23 protein-coding genes are annotated in these 24,310 nt (G+C 28.5%); 3 read left to right on the forward strand and 20 right to left on the reverse strand.

The window, feature by feature from the left end:
• Positions 1–119: 119 nt before the first annotated feature.
• Genes yfmH through ATCC9714_RS13695 form a run of 3 tightly spaced genes read right to left on the reverse strand, consistent with a single transcriptional unit; the run spans position 120 to position 3,803 of the window.
• Positions 120–1,406: an EF-P 5-aminopentanol modification-associated protein YfmH gene (gene yfmH / locus ATCC9714_RS13685; RefSeq protein ID WP_021129263.1), complete on the reverse strand. Its 1,287-nt coding sequence runs from the start codon at positions 1,404–1,406 to the stop codon at positions 120–122.
• Between the two features lie 9 nt (positions 1,407–1,415).
• Positions 1,416–2,678 (reverse strand): EF-P 5-aminopentanol modification-associated protein YfmF, encoded by a 1,263-nt coding sequence (gene yfmF / locus ATCC9714_RS13690; protein ID WP_021129264.1) that lies wholly within the window; start codon positions 2,676–2,678, stop codon positions 1,416–1,418.
• A gap of 9 nt (positions 2,679–2,687) precedes the next feature.
• Entirely contained in the window at positions 2,688–3,803 is a 1,116-nt protein-coding gene (locus ATCC9714_RS13695) for a CbiX/SirB N-terminal domain-containing protein (protein ID WP_057545422.1), read from the reverse strand.
• A gap of 113 nt (positions 3,804–3,916) precedes the next feature.
• Here ATCC9714_RS13695 and ychF point away from each other — a divergent pair, with 113 nt between their 5' ends.
• The gene (gene ychF, locus ATCC9714_RS13700) at positions 3,917–5,014 is read left to right on the forward strand and encodes a redox-regulated ATPase YchF (protein ID WP_054631035.1); all 1,098 of its coding nucleotides are present in this window, start codon (positions 3,917–3,919) and stop codon (positions 5,012–5,014) included.
• 32 nt (positions 5,015–5,046) lie between these two features.
• Here ychF and ATCC9714_RS13705 read toward each other — a convergent pair whose 3' ends face one another.
• From ATCC9714_RS13705 to deoC, 3 genes are all read right to left on the reverse strand, one after another.
• Positions 5,047–6,501 carry a UDP-N-acetylmuramoyl-L-alanyl-D-glutamate--2,6-diaminopimelate ligase gene (locus tag ATCC9714_RS13705; protein WP_054631036.1) on the reverse strand — a complete coding sequence of 485 codons (1,455 nt, stop codon included), beginning with the start codon at positions 6,499–6,501 and terminating at the stop codon, positions 5,047–5,049.
• 155 nt (positions 6,502–6,656) lie between these two features.
• The gene (nifJ, locus tag ATCC9714_RS13710) at positions 6,657–10,193 is read right to left on the reverse strand and encodes a pyruvate:ferredoxin (flavodoxin) oxidoreductase (protein ID WP_057574332.1); all 3,537 of its coding nucleotides are present in this window, start codon (positions 10,191–10,193) and stop codon (positions 6,657–6,659) included.
• 244 nt (positions 10,194–10,437) lie between these two features.
• Complete coding sequence (gene deoC / locus ATCC9714_RS13715; RefSeq protein ID WP_021129269.1) at positions 10,438–11,112, reverse strand: deoxyribose-phosphate aldolase; 675 nt, start codon at positions 11,110–11,112, stop codon at positions 10,438–10,440.
• Positions 11,113–11,353: 241 nt separating this feature from the next.
• Here deoC and ATCC9714_RS13720 point away from each other — a divergent pair, with 241 nt between their 5' ends.
• Positions 11,354–11,731, forward strand: coding sequence for a winged helix-turn-helix transcriptional regulator (locus tag ATCC9714_RS13720; protein WP_021123074.1), 378 nt, complete (start codon positions 11,354–11,356; stop codon positions 11,729–11,731).
• A 59-nt stretch (positions 11,732–11,790) separates the two neighbouring features.
• On the opposite strand, the gene pduL is transcribed toward ATCC9714_RS13720, so the two are convergent.
• From pduL to ATCC9714_RS13755, 7 genes are all read right to left on the reverse strand, one after another.
• Positions 11,791–12,360, reverse strand: coding sequence for a phosphate propanoyltransferase (gene pduL, locus ATCC9714_RS13725; protein ID WP_021129271.1), 570 nt, complete (start codon positions 12,358–12,360; stop codon positions 11,791–11,793).
• Between the two features lie 83 nt (positions 12,361–12,443).
• The gene (aroA, locus tag ATCC9714_RS13730) at positions 12,444–13,706 is read right to left on the reverse strand and encodes a 3-phosphoshikimate 1-carboxyvinyltransferase (protein WP_057545420.1); all 1,263 of its coding nucleotides are present in this window, start codon (positions 13,704–13,706) and stop codon (positions 12,444–12,446) included.
• Positions 13,699–14,727, reverse strand: coding sequence for a 3-dehydroquinate synthase (gene aroB, locus ATCC9714_RS13735; RefSeq protein WP_054631890.1), 1,029 nt, complete (start codon positions 14,725–14,727; stop codon positions 13,699–13,701). Before aroB ends, aroA begins: the two co-directional genes overlap by 8 nt.
• Positions 14,712–15,884, reverse strand: coding sequence for a chorismate synthase (gene aroC, locus ATCC9714_RS13740; RefSeq protein ID WP_280136263.1), 1,173 nt, complete (start codon positions 15,882–15,884; stop codon positions 14,712–14,714). Before aroC ends, aroB begins: the two co-directional genes overlap by 16 nt.
• Positions 15,885–15,929: 45 nt before the next feature.
• On the reverse strand, positions 15,930–16,532 hold the full coding sequence (locus tag ATCC9714_RS13745) for a flavodoxin family protein (protein ID WP_057545419.1): 603 nt from the start codon (positions 16,530–16,532) through the stop codon (positions 15,930–15,932).
• Positions 16,533–16,543: 11 nt separating this feature from the next.
• Positions 16,544–18,307 carry a SpoIIE family protein phosphatase gene (locus ATCC9714_RS13750; RefSeq protein WP_021129276.1) on the reverse strand — a complete coding sequence of 588 codons (1,764 nt, stop codon included), beginning with the start codon at positions 18,305–18,307 and terminating at the stop codon, positions 16,544–16,546.
• Between the two features lie 33 nt (positions 18,308–18,340).
• The gene (locus tag ATCC9714_RS13755; RefSeq protein ID WP_021123088.1) at positions 18,341–18,829 is read right to left on the reverse strand and encodes a hypothetical protein; all 489 of its coding nucleotides are present in this window, start codon (positions 18,827–18,829) and stop codon (positions 18,341–18,343) included.
• 104 nt (positions 18,830–18,933) lie between these two features.
• Here ATCC9714_RS13755 and ATCC9714_RS13760 point away from each other — a divergent pair, with 104 nt between their 5' ends.
• A complete protein-coding gene (locus tag ATCC9714_RS13760; RefSeq protein ID WP_057545418.1) occupies positions 18,934–19,407 on the forward strand; it encodes a hypothetical protein in 474 nt (157 codons plus the stop codon).
• Between the two features lie 27 nt (positions 19,408–19,434).
• On the opposite strand, the gene ATCC9714_RS13765 is transcribed toward ATCC9714_RS13760, so the two are convergent.
• The 7 genes from ATCC9714_RS13765 to ATCC9714_RS13795 all read right to left on the reverse strand — a co-directional run bounded on the left by ATCC9714_RS13765 (position 19,435) and on the right by ATCC9714_RS13795 (position 24,297).
• Positions 19,435–19,602: a hypothetical protein gene (locus tag ATCC9714_RS13765; RefSeq protein ID WP_021123090.1), complete on the reverse strand. Its 168-nt coding sequence runs from the start codon at positions 19,600–19,602 to the stop codon at positions 19,435–19,437.
• A 125-nt stretch (positions 19,603–19,727) separates the two neighbouring features.
• Positions 19,728–19,946 (reverse strand): alpha/beta-type small acid-soluble spore protein, encoded by a 219-nt coding sequence (locus ATCC9714_RS13770; RefSeq protein WP_021123091.1) that lies wholly within the window; start codon positions 19,944–19,946, stop codon positions 19,728–19,730.
• A 185-nt stretch (positions 19,947–20,131) separates the two neighbouring features.
• Positions 20,132–21,355 (reverse strand): BaiN/RdsA family NAD(P)/FAD-dependent oxidoreductase, encoded by a 1,224-nt coding sequence (locus ATCC9714_RS13775; RefSeq protein ID WP_055340508.1) that lies wholly within the window; start codon positions 21,353–21,355, stop codon positions 20,132–20,134.
• A gap of 4 nt (positions 21,356–21,359) precedes the next feature.
• Positions 21,360–22,205 carry a phosphatase PAP2 family protein gene (locus ATCC9714_RS13780; protein WP_057545417.1) on the reverse strand — a complete coding sequence of 282 codons (846 nt, stop codon included), beginning with the start codon at positions 22,203–22,205 and terminating at the stop codon, positions 21,360–21,362.
• A gap of 80 nt (positions 22,206–22,285) precedes the next feature.
• Entirely contained in the window at positions 22,286–22,690 is a 405-nt protein-coding gene (locus tag ATCC9714_RS13785; RefSeq protein ID WP_021123096.1) for a PTS sugar transporter subunit IIA, read from the reverse strand.
• Positions 22,691–22,700: 10 nt separating this feature from the next.
• Positions 22,701–23,540, reverse strand: a complete 840-nt coding sequence (locus tag ATCC9714_RS13790) for a PTS system mannose/fructose/sorbose family transporter subunit IID (protein ID WP_021129281.1) — start codon at positions 23,538–23,540, stop codon at positions 22,701–22,703.
• Entirely contained in the window at positions 23,530–24,297 is a 768-nt protein-coding gene (locus ATCC9714_RS13795) for a PTS mannose/fructose/sorbose/N-acetylgalactosamine transporter subunit IIC (RefSeq protein WP_021129282.1), read from the reverse strand. The genes ATCC9714_RS13790 and ATCC9714_RS13795 overlap by 11 nt, the downstream gene beginning before the upstream one ends.
• Positions 24,298–24,310 lie beyond the last annotated feature (13 nt).

Raw genomic sequence — 24,310 nt, forward strand, 5'->3', positions numbered from 1 at the left:
TCCCTCCTTATTATAAAATAAATAATACCACATTAAATACTAAGCATCAATTTTCTTTATAATCTCCCACTAAAATAGTTTATTATTAAAACTAAAAAAGTGCTAAATATTTAGCACTTTTACTTTGGTTCTACTATTGATATAGAACAATATTCTTCTTTAAGATGATTTTTTAATCTTTCCTCAACTTCTTCAAATTTTACTTGTTTTATAACTTCTAAATAATCCATTAAATTTATACCTTTAAATTTATATGAAATGAAATTATTAGCTATAAAATTTACTGAGTCAAAATATTTTATAAATTGACCCATTTTTTTCTTTTTAACTCTATTAAAATCATCTTCTGACAATCCATCTTCTTTATATTTATTTATATACTTAATAATGGTGTCTTTAACTTTTCTAGGTTCATTAGATTCTCCACCTATTAATGTATAACCATAATCTACTTGCGATGTAAATCCACATCCAAAGTTATCATTTATTAACCCACTCATATACAATTCTTCAAAAATTTCACTACCTCTTTTTAAAATCATATCTAGTAATATCTCTGTGATAACTTCTTTTCTTAGTAACTCTTTTCCTTTCATACCTACATCGCTATCTTTAAATCCTATATTAAACATTGGCATTGATATTGGAAATTCAGCTACGATTTCTTTTTCATTTACAGTTTTAGGTTCTTCTGGGTAAAATCTTTCTATTTCATTCTTAAGCTTATCAACATCATAATGATTGCTTTTTTTAGCTATTTCCATAACTTTCTCTGCATCTACATCTCCTACGACAAATAAAATCATATTTCCCGGGTTATAAAAAGTATTATAACATGTGTATAATTCCTCTTTGGTTATTTTATATATACTATCAACTGTTCCTGCTATATCTATGTTTACAGGATACTTTGAATACATCGCCTTTAAACAATTAAAATATACATTCCAATCCGGATCGTCATTATACATTTTTATTTCTTGTTCTATTATTCCTTTTTCTTTTTCTACATTTTCATCTGTAAAATATGGAGTTTGAACATAATCTATTAAATGCTGTAAACTTTCATAGAAATTTTCAGTGCATGAAAATAAATAAGCGGTCATTGTAAAATTAGTATATGCATTTGCACTAGCTCCTAACTTTGAAAACTTATCAAATGCATTACCACCATCTGGTTGTTCAAACATCTTGTGTTCAAGAAAATGAGCTATACCTTCATTTACTTTAAATTTCTCAGTTTGATTTATAGGTATAAACTCCAAGTCATTTGATCCATAATTGGTAGCTAAAACTGCAAACTTTTTAGTAAATCCTTTTTTAGGCATAAAATAAACATCTAAACCATTATCTAATTTTTCATAATAAACTTCTTCTTTTAATATATCATTAACTATTTTTTCCATATAGTCCTCCTAGTTTCTTAAGAAATAAATAGTATCTAATTGTAATGCTTTAAACACATCAACTATTTCTTCCTTAGTTACTTTGTCTATATAATCTATAATATCTTCTATACTTAAATTTGTTTTGCTTATATCTTGAGCAAATTTAAAGTCAGATAATCCACCTATATTATCTGTTAATGCTTCCATTGAACTTATAAGTGATATCTTACTGTTATTTAATTCTTCATCATTTATATCTCCATTTACAATTTTTTCAATTTGTTTTTTTACTAAATCAGTTGTTTTTTCATAATTTTGAGTTTCTATACCAGATGATATAAATAATATTCCTTTATATTTTTCTATAGATGAATATATATAGTAACATAAGCTTTCTTTTTCCCTTATGTTTATAAACATTTTAGAATGGGGTCCACCACCTAATATATTACACCCTACTATTAATGGATAATATCTTTTTGCATCTGCAAAATCTATATTAGTTCTATATCCCATAACTAGTTTTCCTTGTGTTATATCCATCTTATCAACTATATTCTTTACTGTATCTACATCTTTTTTAAACTCTTCTCTTGGAATATCTATTACAGATCCTCTATCAAAGTTAAATTTACTTTTAATAATACTTTCAACATCTTTTTCATTAAATTCGCCTTCTACAATAATGTCTATAGGAGATGTTTTTAAAATTTCTTTATAGTGATTATATAGTTCTTTAGCTGTGATTTTATCAATTTCATCTATATATCCATATTCACTTATGCTAAACTTTTCATATTTACACATTTCCTCAAAACATCTTTCAAGTGCATATCTTCCCTTATCATTTATTTTGGCTTTTATTCTTTCTTTTAAATTTTGCTTTTCTAATTTAAGATATTCTTCACTAAATCCACCATCTTCTACTAATGGATTATTTATTATTTCATTTAAAAACTCTATAGCTTTATTAAAAATTTGTTCATCTAAATATTTTTCATTTGTTGTCACTAGTTTTATATTTAAAACTTGTCTTTCTCCTCTTTTGCTTATATCAGCTAAAAGTGATGCTCCATACAAATCTTCTAGTTTATTAGATATCTCTCTTAAACTTTTATATTCGCTACTAGCATTAGTTATTAAATTAGGTATTAATGCATTTTTGGTAGCTTCATTTTTATCTAGGATTCTTTGTATGTATACACTTACTAAATTTGTTTTAAATTTTTTAGAATTTATTAAAGTTAAATTTACATTCTCACATAAATTTATTTTTTTTACACTCTCCATAGTTACCTCCTATTTTTTTATTAATGATATTTGAGTATATATTTCTTCAACCAAGATTTTAACTTTGTCCTTAGGATATATATAGTGAAATTTTATTTCTGGTCCATCTAGTTCTTGTAAAATACTTTCAACTAAATTCTTATTATGCATATTGTCAATTGTACATGTAGGTATAACTACATGCAATATATCAATTCCAAATTCTAGAAGTTGTTCTCCTGATTTTATTATATCGTTTTTATTATTTTCTAAAAGTGGTAATTTTATTTGAATTTTAGTACTTTTTTCTTTTTCAATATAATACTTTATTTTTTCTCTAAAAATTATATCTTGTTCTAAATTATTTTCATCCTCTAAGCCTATAAGTAATACTCCTATATCTGTATCTTCATTTTTAGCGCTTCCAACTATTTCATTTTTATATGACTTTGCTAAATTATCAGATTTATAAAATAAATCTGTAAGTTCAATATGTACTCCTAATTTACTAAGTTGCATTTTCTGAAGCCTTTCATTAAATACTTCAAAATCTTTACCTTGAGTTATAAACATAGGACATATTACTATTTCTTTATAACCTTGATTTATAATATTTTTTATAACATTTTCAAAGTACGGCTTTGTGTATAGATATGAATTGATAACTTTGTAATCTTTACCTAATTTTTCTTTTAAATTAATAGCTATCTCATTTGCTGTATCTTTAAAATCACTAGAACCTAAATTTTCGTAATATCTTTTAAATTTATTTAAGTTATAAACCATATTTCCATAAGATTTATATCCTTGCTCAAAATATATTTCATTAGCCCTTTCGCTTAAATCATAGTTTCTATCTTCTCCATCATATAAAAGTACGACTGCTGTTTCTTTTTTTATACTAACTTCTTCATCATAGTCTACTATATTTTGATTTATATTATCTTTTAATACTATTATTGAAAATATATTTACTAAAAAGTATGAAATAATTAAACCTATAAATATTTCCTTATATTGTTTTTTATAATTAGTAATATAATAATATATAATTATGGTTGTCGCTATAATAAATATATTTTCCATATACCCATCAAATATAAGACTTAATCCTAGCAGTATACCTGAACATATTGGTATTATCATAAAATCAACTCCATTGAAAGTATAATTTGCATCGCTAATGTATATGATGTATAATTAGAATGTATGTCTAATTTAAAATAAACACGAGACTTAAGAAGAGAGGAAGATACAATATGAAATTAGGTATAGTTGGTTTACCAAACGTAGGTAAAAGTACACTATTTAATGCTATAACTCAAGCAGGTGCGGAATCTGCTAACTACCCTTTCTGTACAATAGAGCCAAATGTTGGTGTTGTGGCTGTTCCAGATGAAAGATTAAATCAATTAAAGGAATTATATGATTCTAAAAAAATAGTACCTACTGCTATCGAGTTTTGCGATATAGCAGGTTTAGTTAGAGGAGCTTCTAAGGGTGAAGGTCTTGGTAATAAATTCTTATCTCATATAAGAGAAGTAGATGCTATAGTACATGTTGTTAGATGTTTTGAAGACCCTAACGTAGTTCATGTTGACGGTTCTGTAGACCCTTTAAGAGATATAGAGACTATAAACTTAGAGTTAATTTTCTCTGATATAGAAATATTAGAAAGAAGAATACAAAAGACTCAAAAAGCTGCTAAAGCTGATAAAAGTTTAGCATCTGAGCTTGAATTCTTAAAAGAAATAATGGCTACTTTAGAAGATAGCAAATGTGTTAGAACTATGGAGTTTACTGAAGATCAACAAACTTTTGTTAATTCATTAAACTTACTTACGTCTAAACCTGTAATATATGCTACTAATGTTAGTGAAGATGATTTAGCTGATGAAGCTTTAAATAATGAATATGTTAATAAAGTTAGAGAATTCGCTGCAAGTGAAAATGCTGAAGTTGTTGTTGTCTGTGCTCAAATAGAAGCTGAAATAGCTGAACTTGATACTGATGAAGAAAAGAAAGAATTCTTAGAAACATTAGGTCTTGAGCAATCCGGACTTGATAAACTTATAAAATCTTCATATGCATTACTTGGATTAATATCTTACTTAACAGCTGGACCTCAAGAGGTTAGAGCTTGGACTATAAAGGTCGGAACTAAAGCTCCTCAAGCTGGTGGTAAAATACACTCTGATATAGAAAGAGGATTCATAAGAGCGGAAACTATAGCATTTGATGATTTAGTTCAAGTTGGAACTATGACTGCTGCAAAAGATAAAGGATTAGTTAGACTTGAAGGTAAAGAGTATATAGTTAAAGATGGAGATGTTATATTATTCAGATTTAACGTATAGAAAAAAGATGTATCGATTAGATACATCTCTTTTTATTTTTTATGTAAATATTCATTAGCTATTTCTTTATCATCAAAATGATGTTTAACCTTACCTATTATTTGATAATTTTCATGACCTTTTCCTGCAATTAATATTACATCATCTTTTTGTGCCATTTCTATCGCTTCTTTAATAGCTTCTTTTCTATCTATTACAACCTTATAATTTTCTTTATTTTTATCTAGCCCTTCTAATATATCTTTGATTATAAGCTCAGGGTCTTCTGTTCTTGGATTATCTGAAGTTACTATACATATATCTGAATATTTTTGTACAATTTCTCCCATTAACGGTCTTTTGGTAGTATCTCTATCTCCACCACATCCAAAAACTGTTATTATCCTATTTTTAGCAAACTCTCTTGCTGTTTTTATTACATTCTCTAATGCATCTGGAGTGTGAGCATAATCAACTATTACACTTATACCTGTATCATTTGATATAGCTTCAAATCTTCCAGCTACACCACCTGTATTTTTTAATCCATTTATAACAACATCTTTGTCTATTCCTAATGCATAGCAAGTTGCTATAACTGCTAAGGTATTATAAACTGTAAATTTACCTGGTACAGGTACAAATATATCAGTTTCATACGTTGGAGTTATAAGTCTATAAGAAACTCCTCTTGCTTCTATTTTTATATTTTTAGCCATGAAATCAGCTTCATTATCTATTCCATAAGAGTAGCACTTAGTATCTAAATTTTTAACATTATTATATATTATTTTTCCGCCATTATCATCTATATTTATTATATTAGCATTTGTTGTCATATAGAATAATTTTTCTTTAGCTTTTCTGTAATCTTCTAAATCTTTATGAAAATCTAAGTGATCTGGTGTTAAGTTAGTAAAAACTCCTACTTTGTATTTAGTTTGTGCCACTCTATTTAACGCTAGTGCATGAGATGAAACCTCCATTGCACAATATTTACATCCATTTTCTATCATTTGATTGAAATATCCTTGTAAATCTACACTCTCTGGAGTTGTAGAGTTTGATTCAACTTCGTTATCTCCATCAAATATTTTTATAGTTCCAATAAGTCCAACTTTATTTTTATCTAATCTTAATATCTCATTTAAAAATGTTGTTATACTAGTTTTTCCATTTGTTCCTGTAACTCCTATAACATCAAATCTTTGACTTGGATGATTATAAAAATTATCTGCTATTTTAGCCATATCTTCTCTAGTATCTTTAACTTTTATAAAAGTTGCATCATCTCTATTTATATCTTCCTCTACTAAGAATGCTTTAGCTCCATTTTCAATAGCTTTATCTATAAATTTATGTCCATCAACAGTAAAACCTTTTATACATACAAACAATCCGTTATCTTTTACTTTTCTTGAATCATATTGAATATTATCTATTTGTATATCTAAACTACCTTTAGTATCTAATATTTCTAAGCCATCTATTACTTCTCTTAGTAACATAAAATTTTACCTTCTTTCAATAAAAAAATTTATACTTATACTATTATATAATAATAATAATAAAATATAAATTGTCTTGAGTGCTATTTTTATTGCAAAAAATGCAAAATAAAAAAATAGAGAGGAATATTCCTCTCTATTTCTATTAATTAAGATTAATATTGAGCTAATCTCTTATAGCTTTCATATCTTTCTTTAGCATTATCTTCTGCCATTTCAAATAATTCTTCTGCTACATCTGGGAATTGTTTAGCTATAGCAGCATATCTTACTTGTTTCATTAAGAAGTCTCTGAAACTTTCAGTTGGCTCTTTAGAATCTAATGTAAATGGATTCTTACCTTCTAATTTTAGAGTTGGGTTGAATCTGTATAAATGCCAGTATCCACACTTAACAGCTTGCTCTATGTTAGCTTGAGCTCTTCCCATACCTTCTTTTAATCCGTGTGATATACATGGAGAGTAAGCTATTATTAATGATGGTCCATCGTATTTTTCAGCTTCTACTACAGCCTTCATTAATTGGTTCTTATCTGCACCCATACCAACTTGTGCTACGTATACATTTCCGTAAGACATAGCCATCATACCTAAATCTTTCTTTCTAGATCTCTTACCTGCTGCTGCGAATTTAGCCATTGCTGCAACTGGAGTAGATTTAGATGCTTGACCACCTGTATTAGAGTATATCTCAGTATCAAATACTAATACATTTACATTTTCACCAGAAGCAAGAACGTGATCTAATCCACCGTAACCGATGTCATAAGCCCATCCGTCTCCTCCAAGTATCCATTGAGATCTCTTAACTAAGTAATCTTTTCTAGCTTCTATTTCAGCAACTAATGCTTTTATTTCAGCATTTTCTATTTCATGAGCATTTGCTAATACTTCAAGTACTTTTTCACTTGCTTTAACAGATGCTTCACTGTCTTCTTTATTTTCTAACCAGTTATTAAATGCATCTCTAGCTGCATCACATATATCCATAGATACTAATTGTTCCATAGTTTCAGTTAACTTAGCTCTCATTTGTTTAACACCTAAGAACATTCCGTATCCATACTCTGCGTTATCCTCAAATAATGAGTTTGCCCAAGATGGACCTTTACCTTCATGGTTAACAGTGTATGGAGTTGATGGAGCTGATCCTCCCCATATAGAAGAACATCCAGTAGCATTAGCTATCATCATTCTATCTCCGAATAATTGAGTTACTAACTTGATGTATGGAGTTTCTCCACATCCAGCACAAGCACCAGAGAACTCTATAAGTGGTTGTCTAAATTGACTTCCTTTAACTGTTGTTGGAGCCATTATATCTCCTTTTGGAGCAACTTTCTTAGTATCAACTGCGAATGCCCAGTTTTCTACTTCAACTTCTTGAGTATCAAGAGGTTTCATAACTAAAGCTTTTTCTTTAGCTGGACATACGTCAGCACAGTTTCCACATCCTGTACAGTCCATTGGACTTACTTGCATTCTATATTGTAATCCGTCAAATCCTTTACCTATAGCTTTCTTAGTTTCGAATTTTTCAGGAGCATTTTTCATTTCTTCTTCATTAACTAATACTGGTCTTATACATGCATGAGGACATATGTAAGCACATTGGTTACATTGTATACAGTTATCAACTATCCACTCAGGAACGTTTACTGCTACCCCTCTCTTTTCATATGCAGCAAGTCCAGCTGGGAATGTACCATCTTCTATTCCATTGAATGTACTTACAGGTAAGTTATCTCCTTCTTGTGCATTCATAGGTCTTACTATATCTTTTACGAAGTCTGGTTCATTTACTTCTTTTTTGCTTTCGTCTTTAGCATCTGCCCATTCAGATGGTACATTAACTTTAACTAAAGAATTCATACCTGCTTCAACAGCTTGGTAGTTCATGTTAACTATTTTTTCACCTTTTTTACCGTAAGCTTTCTTTATAGAATCTTTTAAGTATTCTATAGCATCAGCTTCTGGTATTATTTGAGCTAACTTGAAGAATGCAGATTGCATTATCATGTTTATTCTGTTTCCAAGTCCTATTTCTTGTCCTAATTTAGTACCATTTACTGTATAGAATTGGATATCATTTTTAGCTATATAATTTTTCATAGCTGCTGGTAAGTGTTCGTTTAACTCATTTTCATTCCATATAGTGTTAAGAACGAATACTCCACCTTTCTTTAATCCTTTTAATAAATCATATTGATATACATAAGCTTGGTTATGACAAGCGATGTAATCAGCTTCATCTATTAAGTAAGTTGATCTTATAGGAGCATCTCCAAATCTTAAGTGAGACATTGTTATACCACCAGATTTTTTAGAGTCATATGCAAAGTATGCTTGAGCATATTTCTTAGTGTTATCTCCTATTATTTTTATAGCTTGTTTATTAGCTCCAACTGTACCATCTGATCCTAATCCCCAGAACTTACATCTTACAGTTCCTTTTTGAGCTATTTTTAATTCATCAGCTAATTCTAAAGAAGTGTTAGTAACATCATCAACTATACCTAATGTAAATTGATCTTTAGGAGTTTCTGATTTTAAGTTATCATAAACTGTTTTTATTTGAGTAGGAGTAGTATCTTTTGATCCTAATCCGTATCTTCCACCTATTACCATAGGAGCTTTTTCATTTCCATAGTATACTGATTTAACGTCTAAGTATAACGGCTCTCCAGTTGCTCCTGGTTCTTTAGTTCTGTCTAATACACATATTCTTTCAACTGTTGAAGGCATTGAATCCATAAAATGCTTCATTGAGAAAGGTCTGTATAAGTGAACTTTAACTAAACCATATTTTTCGCCTTGAGCATTTAATACGTCTATAGTTTCTTCTATAGCTTCTGTTACAGATCCCATAGCTACTATTACATACTTAGCATCTTCTGCTCCGTAGTAATCAAATAGTCCATGCTTTCTTCCAGTTAACTCAGACATTTGGTTCATGTATTTTTCAACTATTCCTACGATATCATTGTAATATTTATTTGAAGCTTCTCTTGTTTGGAAGTATATATCAGGGTTTTGTGCTGTACCACGAGTAACAGGATGATTTGGAGATAAAGCTCTATTTCTGAACTCTTGAACAGCTTCCATATTTAATAATTTAGCATAATCTTCATTTTCTAATAATTCAACTTTTTGTATTTCATGAGATGTTCTAAATCCATCAAAGAAATGTATAAATGGTAATCTACCTTCTATTGCAGCTAAATGTGCAACTGGTGCTATATCAGCAACCTCTTGAACTGATCCAGAAGCTAATAATACACATCCTGTTTGTCTTGCTGACATAACGTCTTGATGATCTCCGAATATTGATAATGCTTGTGATGCTAAAGCACGAGCACTTACATGGAATACTCCTGGTAATAATTCACCAGCTACTTTATACATATTTGGTATCATAAGTAATAAACCTTGTGATGCAGTGAATGTTGTTGTTAATGCACCAGCTTGTAATGAACCGTGGAATGCTCCTGCAGCTCCTGCTTCTGATTGCATTTCTACAACACTAACTTTTTGTCCAAATATATTTTTTCTTCCTTGTGCAGCCCATTCGTCCACAACCTCTGCCATCGTAGATGATGGAGTTATAGGATATATTGCAGCTACATCTGTAAATGCATATGCAACATGAGCAGCAGCAGTGTTACCATCTACTGTTTTCATAAATTTTGCCATAGTATGTATCCTCCTTGTATATTCCTCCCAAAATAGATTTGCTTGTTTCTATTATGAGTAAATATTTTGATAAAATTTTCTAAGTTAATAATTTCTACATTAACTTACAAAATCCTTCTATCATATTAATGTTTTTGTGTTTTGTATACTTAAAAGTTCAAAAGTATCACATCATTATATGAATACCCAATTTTGTATACTTGAAACATTATTAAAACATTTTTTTTAAAAATTTTTAAAATTTTTAATAACCACTAGTTTTTGAATCCTCACCTTTTGTAATTGCAACAGAAGCGCTAGCTCCAATTCTTGAACAACCGGCTTTTATAACAGCCTTTGCATCTTCTTGGTTTCTAACTCCTCCAGAAGCCTTTACTCCGATATTAGGTCCAACAACTTCTCTCATAAGCTTTATATCTTCAGGAGTTGATCCGCCTGTCCCAAATCCTGTTGATGTTTTTACAAAGTCAGCTCCTGCTTTAACTGATAATTCACAAGCTATTTTCTTTTCATCATCAGTTAAATAACAAGTTTCTATTATTACCTTAACTAATGCTTCTTTATTAGCTGCATCAACAACTGCCTTTATATCATTTAAAACATAGTCATAATCTTTATCTTTTAATGCACCTATGTTTATAACCATATCCACTTCATCTGCACCTTTTTTTATTGCATCTTTTGTTTCAAAAGCTTTTACTTCAGATGTATTAGCTCCTAAAGGAAATCCTATAACAGTACATACTTTTACACTTGATCCTTCAAGTTCTTTCTTAGCAAATTCTATGTTTGCTGGATTTATACACACTGAAAAGAAGTTGTATTCTTTAGCTTCATTACAAAGCTTTTTTACATCCTCCTTAGTCGCAACAGCTTTTAAAATTGTGTGGTCTATCATGTTTGCTATATTATTGTTCATATATATATCTCCTTTTTGTATTATAATGCTATTTTATTATAGCAAATATGCATACGTTTTTGTATATGCATCATTATTTATTATAAATTCAAAAGTAGTATATCTTTTTATTAAATATATTACCGATAGATAGCTTATGAAATTGATGGTATAATAATAACAGTTAGATATATTTCTAGCAAGTAGGTACTTTTTTGTTATATAGTACCTAAAAGTATACTATTAGATCTAAGGTGATATAATGAAAATTCAATTAGAAGTTCAAGACCACTCACAATGTCATATGAATGAAAGGTGTAACAAGTACGAAATGTGCCCTATAAATTTAGTGCATAAAATAATTTCAGGAAAGTGGAAAATTTTAATTCTTTGGTATTTAACTCCAGCTCCACTTAGATTCAGTGATTTAAAAAGAAAGCTACCTGACGTTACTCAAAAGATGTTGACTCAACAACTTAGAAGCTTAGAGTCTCATAATATTATATATAGACATGTTTACCCTGTAGTTCCACCAAAAGTTGAATATGGATTAACAGAGTTTGGAGAAAAGCTTATACCAGTTTTAGAAACTATGTATAGCTGTGGAATTGATTTCTTAGAACATGGTATTATTGACTAAATGACTTTTTAAATAAATAAAAAAAGTATGTGAAAATTCACATACTTTTTTTATTTATATTACTCAGCTATTAATTCTACCATGTCTCCATTTCTAACAGCTGCTGCATTTCCTTCTTCAACATCAACATGCATCTCTAATGCAAAGTTAGGATTAGCTCTTACTAATACATTTTCGAATACTATAGATCTAGGTCCGAAAGTTCTAACTTTAACTATTTGCTTGTCTTTTACTCCGAATTTAGCTGCATCATCAAGACTCATATGTATATGTCTTGAAGCTACTATAACACCTTCTGTTAATTCAACTTCTCCTGCTGGTCCAACTAATTTTACTCCTGGAGTTCCTGCTATATCACCAGATTCTTTTATTGGAGCTTTTACACCTAAAGCGAATCCATCAGCTAAAGATATTTCAACTTGTGTACTAGGTCTAGCTGGTCCTAAAACTCTAACACCTTTTATAGTTCCTTTAGGTCCTACTAAATCAACTTTCTCTTCACAAGCATATTGTCCTGGTTGGCTTAATGGCTTGAATTCTACTAATTTATGACCTGCTCCGAATAATGTCTCTATATCAGCTTGACTTAAATGAACGTGTCTATTTGATAATGCTATTGGTAATTTCATTTTGAAAGTCCTCCTAAGTTTTTTAAAATATTGCAATACAATTATACATAATATTCCTAATAAAATCAAATTTTATTCTAATTTTATTTTATTAAATAATTTAGTAATTCAAAGTATCCAGGAAAAGATATATCAATGCACATTGTGTTATCAAGCTCTACATCGCTTTCACAAATTAATCCAGCTATAGAAAATGCCATTGCTATTCTATGGTCATTAAAAGTGCTTATTTTCGCTCCCTTTAGTTTTCTTTTCCCTTTTATAATCATACCATCTTCTAGCTCTTCGATATCTGCTCCCATTCTTTTTAAGTTATCTACAACAGCTTGTATTCTATTACTTTCTTTAACTTTAAGTTCTTTTGCATCTTTTATTATGGTGTCACCATTCGCTTGAGTTGCCAAAACTGCAATAACTGGAATTTCATCTATTAACCTAGGTATTAAATCAGAATCTATGGTTGTTGAAGCTAAATCTTCACTATACCTAACTACTATATCACCAACTAATTCTCCTCCTACTAACCTTCTGTTAAATACTTCAAAATTTCCATTCATGTTTTTTAAAACATCTAATATTCCAGTTCTAGTTTCATTTAACCCTACATTTAAAATAGTTACTTCAGACCCTTTTGCAATGCTCGCCGCAACTATTATAAATGCTGCTGATGAAATATCTCCTGGTACACTTATATCTCCTATAGAATATAATTCGTCAATAGGGTTGATATTTATATTTAAATCGTTGGACTTTATATCAGCTCCAAAAGAATTTAACATTATTTCTGTATGATTTCTGCTTTTAGCCTTTTCAATTATAGTGCTTGGACTATTAGCATATAGTGATGCTAATATTATAGATGATTTAACTTGAGCTGATGCAACTGGCATTTTATAATCTATCCCAGTTAAATTTCCACCTTTTATAGTTATTGGTGTATAATTTGCATCATCCTTTCCTTCTATCTCACATCCCATTAACCTTAATGGGTCAGTAACTCTCTTCATAGGTCTTCTACCTATGGAATCATCTCCAACTATTGTTGATTCAAATTCATTCCCAGCTAATATTCCCATCATAAGTCTTATAGTTGTTCCTGAATTTCCTACATCTAATATATCACTAGGTCTTTTTAATCCTCTAAGACCTCTTCCTTTTACAATAACATTATTTTGATCTATATCTATGTCTACTCCCATTTTTCTAAAACAATTAATAGTACTTAAACAATCTTGCCCCATAAGGAAATTACTTATTTTTGTGCTTCCTTTTGCTATGGATGAAAACATTATCGATCTGTGGGAAATAGATTTATCTCCAATTAATTTAAAACTTCCTCTAAGCATTTAAACATCTCCTCATTACATTTAAAATATCATTATCATTTATATTATTAAAAATCTCAACTTTACCTTTGCCTATTGGAAGAACTAAATTTATAAACCCAAAACTATTTTTTTTATCGCTTTTCATTATGTAAAGTATTTCTTCACAATCTTTAATACTACATTTAGTAGGTAAATTTAATAAATTAGATACTTCTTTAAATTCTTCATAATAATTATAATCTATTAATTCTTTTTCTATAGCTAATTCAAAAGCCAAATTTGTTCCTATATTTACCGATTTACCATGACTTAAATTGCAAAGTTTTTCTATCCCGTGTCCAAAAGTATGTCCTAAATTTAAAATTTTTCTTAATCCACTTTCTTTTTCATCCTTATTTACTACGTCCCATTTGATATCAGTACATTTTTTAATTATATAATGTAGAGTTTTTTCATCTCTATTTAATATATTTTCATAATTACATTTTATATATTTTAGAAATTCATAGTCATATATAAAACAATATTTTAAAACTTCTCCAAGTCCACTAATATAATCCTCTTCGCTTAATGTATTTAATGAGTTTACATTTATATACGTAAGCTTAGGCTGATAAAACGTCCCCATTATATTTTTTATATTTCCTAAATTTATTCCTGTTTTTCCTCCAACAGATGAATCTACTTGTGAAAGTAAAGTTGTTGGAACTTGAATCAATTCAATTCCTCTCATATACGTAGATGCTACAAATCCAGCTAAATCTCCAACTACACCTCCCCCTAAAGCTATAACTAAAGATTTTCTAGTTATGTTTGTTTTTATGCAAAACTTTATTATCTCTTCATATACTTTTAATGATTTTGATTCTTCTCCACTTTTTATAATAAATAACTCTATATATTTATGTTTAAGATTTTTGATAAATTTTTCAAATTGACTTTCATATACATTTTCATCAGTTATAATTAAAACTTTATCATATCCTTTATCTAATTTTAAATTTTCATATCCACAATCTATAACTATAGATTTTTCCATCCTCTTTCACCTAACCTATTCATATATGAATTGTAATTATTTTTTATATCCTCAATATTATCATTTCCAAACTTCTCTAAAAAGAAATTTAAAATGACAGTTGAAACTACATTTTCGCAAACTATACTACATGCAGGAACAGCACAAGTATCCGACCTTTCAACTGTGGCTTTATAATTTTCCTTTGTATTCATATTTATTGAATTTAAAGGTTTGTATAGTGTCGGTATAGGTTTCATTGCACACCTTATTATTATTTCATCTCCAGTAGTCATTCCACCTTCGATTCCACCTAGATTATTTGTATTTCTATATATTCCATTTTCTTCTCTATAATAAATCTCATCCATTACCTCAGAACCATTTTTACTTGAAACATCAAATCCTATACCTATTTCTACCCCTTTTATAGCTTGTATACTCATTACATTCATTGCTATATGTGCATCTATTTTTTTATCATAATGTACATATGACCCAAGTCCAGGAGGTACATTTTTAACTATTACTTCGATAACTCCTCCTATTGTGTCTTTAGCATCTTTAATTTTCTCAATTTCTTCTATCATTAATCTTTCAGTTTCTTCATCAATACATCTTACCAAACTCAAGTCTACTTTTTCTTTTATATAATCAAAGCTGTATAATCTATCTAATTTTACCTTTCCAATTTGTGTTACATGTGAAGTAATATCAATATTAAACTTTGATAATATTTGTTTACATATTGCTCCAACTGCAACTCTACTTGCTGTTTCTCTTGCACTTGATCTTTCTAGTACATTTCTAGCATCATCAAAATTATATTTTAATGACCCAACTAAATCTGCATGTCCAGGCCTTACATGACTTACTTTTTTACTTTCTCTGTCAATGTCTCCTGTCGGATTCATATAATTAGCCCAGTTTTCATAATCCTTATTAATGATCTGAATAGCTAAGGGACTTCCAATAGTTATATTTCCTCTAACTCCACTTAAAATTTCTACTTTATCATTTTCTATTTTCATACGTCCACCACGTCCATACCCCGATTGGCGTTTTTTCAACGCTTTATTAATCTCATCTATGTCTATACTTACATTAGCTGGGATACCTTCTATTATAGATGTTAAACACTTACCATGGGATTCTCCACTTGTTATATATCTTATCAATATTTTCACTCCTTTTTATGTTTATGCTACAAAAAGAGCTTGTTTTTAACCAAGCTCTTTTATATCTTTTATATAGTTAGTTATATATTTTTTTAAATCTTTAATAGCTTGATTATTTTCAATAAAAGCAACTTTATCACTATTATTTAAATAATAGTTATACGTAAGTTTAGTATTTATACTTTTAAAGAAAAAATCCATAACAATTTGTCCACCTTTAAATTGACTTTGATATGGGCTACTTCCTCCAACTGCTATATACATTCCAATTCTTTTTTTATTTCTATCTATAGATGGTTTATTTAGTATATACTTACTTGCATAAATTGCTTGTGTTCTATCTACTACTGTTTTAACTTTAGCAGATATACAGTCAAAGTGAACAGGGCTAACAACTATAGTTCCTTTTGCTTTATCAAACATATCATACATAGGTGTCATGTCATCTTTAAACTTGCAATATCCAGTTTTTTCGCAAAATCCACAAGCCGTACAATATTCTATATTCATATCATATATGTCAAATACTTTATAACTTATTTTACTATCTATCAATTCTTTTGTTATTTCATTTATCATATTAAAACAATTTTTATTTTTTCTAGGACTTCCATTTATTATTAAAACTTCAGGATTAAGTTCAATCATATTTTAACTCCTTATTTTTCTCTAAGTGTAACTATTAATATATCATCTTCAAAGTTGCTTTTTTTAGAGAAATCCCATAGTTTAGCTTTTAAGTTAGTAACTTTTGTGTCCTTATCTACATTGCTATTTTCTTGTAAAAAGTCTTTTAATCTTTCTATTCCAAACTCTTCTTTTTCTTCATTTTTAATTTCTAAAACTCCATCTGTGTATAGAGAAATAGACTTATATTTTGAAATATTTATTTCTTTATCTGAGTATTCAGCGTCCTCTAATATACCTATAGGAATTCCTTTACTACATTTAATAAACTTTGCATTATTTTCATAATCTACCCCAATTGGGTAATAATGTCCAGCATTAGATACAATCATTTTATGTTCTTCATTTTTTATAATTGCAACTATACATGTTGCGAAAACACCCATTTTATCAAATTCATCAAATAAAAATTGGTTTATATTTTCTAGAATTTCACTAGGCTTTTCAAATTGCTTTGCTAAAACCTTAAAAGCTCCTTTTATCATAGCAACCATATAGTTTGATACAATACCATGGCCCATAACATCTGCTAGTATAGCAACAATTGTCCCATCTTCCTTTTTGATAGTATGATAAAAGTCTCCTCCTACAACCTTAGCTGGCTTATGAAAATATGTTAATTCTCTATTTTTACCAAGTTCTTTATTTCCCTTATTCATTATAAGTTTTTGTTGTTGGTTTAATACCTTAAGTTCATTCTCTAAAACATGATGCTTTACTTCTCTTTTACTATATTCATATAATTGCATAGCAACAGAAACCTGCTTTGCAAGTATACTAAGTATATTTAAATCATCTTTTGTATAGTTTTTACTATTAATACATGCTATATATCCTATTACTTCATTTTTATTTATAAGTTTATGGTATATATACGTATTAATATTTTTTGACCCTTCTATATTATCAATTTCATTTAAATAAGACCCAGTTACTTTTTCATCTATTAATTGTTCTAAATTAGAATATGCCTCTAGACTTTTACTTCCATCTAAACTAAAAAAGCTATATACCCTTCTGTTTTTATCTTTATTTTTTATAAGTATAACAGATTCTTTACTGTTAGTTATGTTACAAGCTTGTTTGCTCAAATGGTCTAAAAAGCTTTTAATATCCTTATTTAGATATAGTTTTTTAGTTGCTTCATTTATAGAAGATATAGCTCCCCTTAGCTTATTTATTAAAGTTTGAATATCATTATTCTTACTAGTTATCTCAATTGATAAACTTATAAGAGAGGCTACTGATGATATGAAATTCATGTCATCATCACTTATCTTATCTTCTGCAGTTAAAAAACAAGTCATAAACCCTGTAACTTTATCATTAACAATTAAAGGAAAAACAATCCTTCCTACATAACCTTCTTGAGTAGCTAGTTCTCTTTCATTTAAAGCTCTTTCATCTTCAAATACATTTTCTACATAAACAACTTTTTGTCCTTCAACAGCTTCATGTATATATCTTGGATATTCATCAAAATTTATTTTAACTCCTATCGGTCGGTCCATAGGAAATACTTGCGATATATAGTTTAAAGTTTGAGAGCACACTAAGTAAGCATAATCATAATTGTTTTTATAAAATAAATTAACACATGCTTTAGCTGGGTGTACTACATCTAACATCTTTTCTATAATTTTGTCTTTTATTTCAAAAAAGTTATTAGACTCAGTAACTAAAGTGGATATCTCTACAACTCTCTTAAGTCTTTCGTTTTCATTATAATATTTCATGTAAGTATTTCATCTCCCCTCTTTATATTAAGTCTATTTATTAATATTACTATATATATCTTTTATAGTAAACATAAAAACTAATATAAAGCAACCTATTATTATGTAGTTAAAATTTGAAAATATTCCTATTAATAATAAGCTTATTAATGCATTTATTTTTTGTTTTATTTTATCTGTAACTATATATTGAGTCCCTTGTTCTATATTGTTTTTTAAATTACCTACACTATTTTTAACATGATTTTTAAATTGGTTTTCAATATATATTTTATATAATATGTAAGTTCCTAAAATTAATATTGTACCAATACCAAAGATTAAGTTTATACGTAAGGACATGACTATTAAAAGAAGAGTTAGTATAGCTTTTATAGATATCATAAAGATACTATCTACCTTCATAGCTATATTGCTCATTTCTTTGTATTCATCTCTTATAGAATACTGTTTATTTGGCATACTTTTCATTTTTGTTTTTACTATTTCTGAGTAAAATAGCTTAATTATTCCACTTATCACTTAAATTACCTCCTTTAAACTATATTTGTAATGTTTACAATTATAATTTTTTTATACTTGTCAATACTAATAGTATGTAAGGCTAATTTAAAAGGAGGCTTAAAATGATTATAGAGCAATTAGATTTAGAAACCAGAAGTAAGATTTATGCTCATACAAAAAAAACTTTAAGAAAATATCAAAAAGGAATAACTACTGGTAAACTTACATCTATTAACTTTGCAGAAAATATATTATCAAATGATGACATGTTAGATTTAATAGACGAAACTACATTAAAGGATGCAGACTTTAAAGATTCTTATATAAAGTACATAGATAAATTGATAAAAAATCAAAATGAAAATCTAAAAAAGGCAAACCGAAAGAATTTTATCCAAAACAATTCTAAACCAACTATATCTCAAAGAATAGAATTAAAAAACTTATTACTAGAAACAGGATATGAATTAGCCATTCCAATTCAATACTTAAATTCTAGTGATGTTATTGAAATTTCAAAATTTATTTCTACAGGTACCATAGATTTAGGTAATGAAAAAATTTATAATTATGTAGTTAAATTAAATAAGCACTAAGGCTTTTTTATCCTTAGTGCTTAAAATCTATCCTAATGCTTTTTCTAACTTACTAAGATGTTGTATAGGATAATATTTTAAAAGTTCCTTAAATTGATCAACTGTAAGACCCTCAGTAGTTGTATATATTCTTATTTTTTCATCTAAATCTGCATTTATAAATTTGTTTTTTACTTCTTGAAAGTTCATATTCATAAATAAGTCTCCTTAATAAAAATATTTGTATTTAATTTTATTTTGTCCATATTATATTTTTTTACACTAGTTAGTATGTATTTTATAAAAAAAGGAAGGTTAATTAACCTTCCCTTTTTTACTTATTATTGTTGTTGTCCACTCATTTGTTTTTCTGCCATTTCAACTAATTTTTTAGTCATGTATCCACCAACATATCCATTTTGTCTAGCTGTCATGTTTCCTTTATCAGCAGTGTCATAGTTTGACATTCCTAATTCATTAGCTATTTCTAATTTCATTTGTTTTAATGCTGCTTTAGCTTCTGGTACTGATATTGAGTTTTGGTTGTTGTTGTTTGTCATGTTGATTACCTCACTTTTATTAGTTTTTTTGTAGTAATTATGGAGCTTTATCTTTAAAGATAATTTTTACTTTGAACAACTTATCTCCATTTACTATTTGTGTTGTTCATGTTCTTATTATGCCAAAATATATTTTTTATATACTTAAATTTTATAAAAAATATATAAAAAACTAATAAAATCTCTTAGCAATTTATACCTGCAACATATCCAGTAGAAAAAGCAATTTGTAAGTTAAATCCACCTGTATATGCATCTACATCTATAACTTCACCAGCAAAGTACAATCCTTTTACTAATTTAGATTCCATTGTAGATGAGTTTATTTCATTTGTTTTAACTCCACCTGAGGTTACTATTGCTTCGTCTATAGGTTTGTATCTTTTCACATTAAATTCAATACCTTTTAATAAACTTACTAAACTTTTTCTTTGCTCTCTTGATATTTGATGAACTACAGTTTCACTATCTATTCCACTTAAATTTACTATAAATGGTATAAGCTTTTTAGGAAGTAAATCATCTAGGCTATTTTCAAATTTTTTATTTATATATTTCTTAAAATCCTTTTGAATTCTTTTATCTAAAACTTCTTCTGTTAAAGCAGGTTTTAAATCTAAAATTATTTTATAACTTTCATTTTCAAGTGATTTCATTCTACAACTTGCAGACCTAATTATAGGACCTTCAATTCCTACATTACTAAATTCCATTTCTCCAAAATCTTCATATATACATTTTCCTCTTTTATCAATAAGTCTTATCTCAACATTTCTTAAGGCTAATTTCTCTAAGCTCTTTACATCTTCTATAGTTTCTAATCCTATAAGTGATGGTGTCGGTTTTATTATAGTATGCCCAAAGTTTTTGGCAAACTTATACCCATCTCCTGTAGATCCAGTTCTTGGATAGCTTACTCCTCCAGTTGCTACAATGACACTGTCACATTGTATTGTCTTCTTATTACTTAATATTACACTATTAACATGTCCATTTTTTTGTTCTATTTTATCAACCTTAGCATTATAAATTACTTTTACATTATTTTGATTTAATTGTTTTTCAAGCGCTATAACTACATCCTTTGCCTTATCACTTTCTGGAAATACTCTTTTTCCTCTTTCAGTTTTCGTTTTTACTCCAAGTGAGTTAAACATATCTATGACTTGTTCATTAGTAAAAGTATAAAATGCACTATATAGAAACTTTCCATTTGTAGGTATGTTTTCTATTAATTCTTCTATATCACAATTATTTGTTATATTGCATCTTCCTTTACCTGTAATAAGTAACTTTTTTCCTAGTCTATCATTTTTCTCTAATAAAATAACTTCATTTCCCATATTCGCTGCAGTAGAAGCTGCTACCATTCCTGCTGCTCCACCACCTATAACTACTACTTTTTTCAAAATATCATTCCTTCCAAATTTTTTCAAATATCATCGGTGCTCCTGCTATAGCATATATCATTAATAATGCATATCTTAAATATCCACCTATATAGTTTTCAGGCATAATGAATTTCAAGACTAAGTAGACTAATCCCAGACTTAATAATCCAAATATATATCTAAAAATTTTTGATTTAATACAAACATTTACATCGAAATCTACATACTCTCTTTCTATTATATATCCTGCTATAAATCCTGTTATTAATCCAAACATCTTTACATACTCGACACTATTTACAATAAATATCCAAAAGAACATAGGTATTATTATAAATCCAAAATATGTATACTTATTATTTTTTTCTATTTTAACTAGTATATAGTTACAAATTAATGTAAATCCAATTCCAAATATCCAACCAAACAATACATCCATTGGCCAATGAACGCCTAAGTATAGTCTAGATAACCCTATACTTATAAATATTATTGTTCCTATTATATACATATAATTTTTTTTAATTATACTCATAATACTAACCCAAAATGTAGTACCTATTTGAGTATGTCCACTTGGGAATGAGTAACCTGTAGCAGTTGAAGTTCTCATAGATTCTATTCCTGGCACACCTATTGGTCTTGGCGATTTAAAAAATTCCTTTACTCCAGTATTTAAAGCTATGTTCCCTGTAAGTGCAAACAGTAATCTTTGTCCATATTTTTTATTTATACACCAGTATAAAATAGATGCCATTATTAATATGACAGGCACTTCTGTACTCATGGTTATACCTAAAAATATCCCATCTAATACAGGATTTTTAAATAATTGTATATATTTTAATATTTCAACTTGAATGCCCATATCTAATCCTCCTTATTTTGAGATATCTTACTATGTATTTTTCATTATATAAAAAAAGAGTAGCTTAAGCTACTCTTTTTTTATATGCCTTCTTCTTGAAACTCTACAACTTTTCTTTTTGGATTTATACTATTTATACCTACTTCCTTTATTGCTATTGAATCTAAATCGCTTCCTAATGATATCATCATTGTAGATTCTACAAGCATCGGTAAATTTGTTCCACAAAATACTTCTACATTTTTATTTTCTAATGCTAACTCCATACTTACTTTAAAAGGAGTTCCACCTGCTAAATCAGTAAATATATAAATTTTCTCATTTTCAGATTTGATTACTTCACTTTTTATCTCACACTTTAAATCTTTTGGTGTTTTTAATTCTGTAAAATCTATAGATTTTATAAAGTCATATTTTCCTACTATCAAATCTAAGCTACTTTTTAATCCTGTAGCAAAATTCCCATGCCCTGTTATTATAATCATTTGATTCCCCCTAGAATAATCCTATATAAGCTCCTACTATGCCTATAATTACCATAATTAATATATTTATCATAGGGCTTACATTCTTTTTAACCAATCCATACATACCAAAAGTCAATCCAAGAGGCAATAACTTAGGCATTATACCATCTAGTATTTCCTGAACTTTTAAAGCTGTCTCTCCTATTGGTATTTCTGTAACTATATCTATATTTACATATGAAGCTATTAAAGCTCCTACAACTATCATTCCTAATACTGTAGCTGATCTTGTAAATTCCTTAGCATTTTTAGTAAGTTTTGTTATACCTTCTACACCTGTCTTATAAGACCAATGCATTAGCCAAAATCTCAGACCTAGATGAACTATATTAAACATTAGTAAAAATATTATAGGCCCAGCTATACTTCCCTCAAGGGCTAAGTTGGCACCAACTCCAGCTGCTATAGGAAGTAGAGTAAACCAAAATATTGCATCTCCTATTCCTCCTAAAGGTCCCATAGCTGCCACTCTTAAAGAACGTATTGTTTGAACATCTGCTTTCTTTTGCTCTAATGATAAAATAATCCCCATAACAAATGTTATTAAAAATGGATGGCAATTAAAAAACTCTAGGTTATGTTTCATAGATGTAGATAAGTCTTGTTTGTTTTTGTGTATTTTTTGAAGACCTGGAAGTATAGAATATAACCATCCTCCTGCTTGCATTCTTTCATAGTTAAATGAAGCTTGCAAAAACATAGATCTCCAAGCCATTTTATTTAGTGTCTTTTTATCTAAAGTTTGGCTCTCACTTTTATCTATATATTCAGTATGAATCATTGCTGTTTCTTTTATATTAGATGCCATCACTCATACCTCCTCCAATATTTTTAGTTTTTATGCTCATATTAAAATCGTAGATAGCTACAACTAAACCTATCATAGCTAATGCTAAAAGTGGTAAATTTAAATAAGCGACTAATACAAATCCAAGCATCATAAATATTGCATATTCCTTACTTAACATAACTTTAAGTAACATTGCAAATCCTAGTGCTGGCATCATTCCTCCAGCTGCACTTAATCCAGTCCATACTTGCTCTGGTAAAACTTTAGTTAAAGTATCCCCAATTGCCTGACCTGATAATAACCCTGCTAAAACTATCAGTGCAAAAGATATTCCAAGTATTGCCATAGCCATATAATTAACTTTGTCTATTCCTTTTGGATTAGAGTTCTCTGCTGCTTTATCACATAATCTCATTAATGGAGACATAACTGTAAATAAAGCTGTTACTGCATATTGACCTAACAATGCAAATGGTATTGCAAGTGGCAATGCTGCACTTGTGTCTAGTCCTGATGTTATAGCAAATACAGTTGCCATTATTCCACCTATAACTGCATTTGGAGGTTGTGCTCCTCCAACAGGCATTGCTCCTATCATCATAAGTTCATATGATCCACCTACTATAAGCCCTGTGTTTAAATCACCCATTATAGCTCCAACTATAGGCCCCATTACAATAGGTCTATATAATGATTCCAAGAAATTAAATTGGTCTATAGCTGCTATAAATGTAACAATTAAAATTAAAGCAATTTGCATAAACCCAAGTTCCATAAACACTTTCCCC

This window comes from Paraclostridium sordellii, assembly GCF_000953675.1.
Classification (GTDB): Bacteria; Bacillota; Clostridia; order Peptostreptococcales; family Peptostreptococcaceae; genus Paraclostridium; species Paraclostridium sordellii.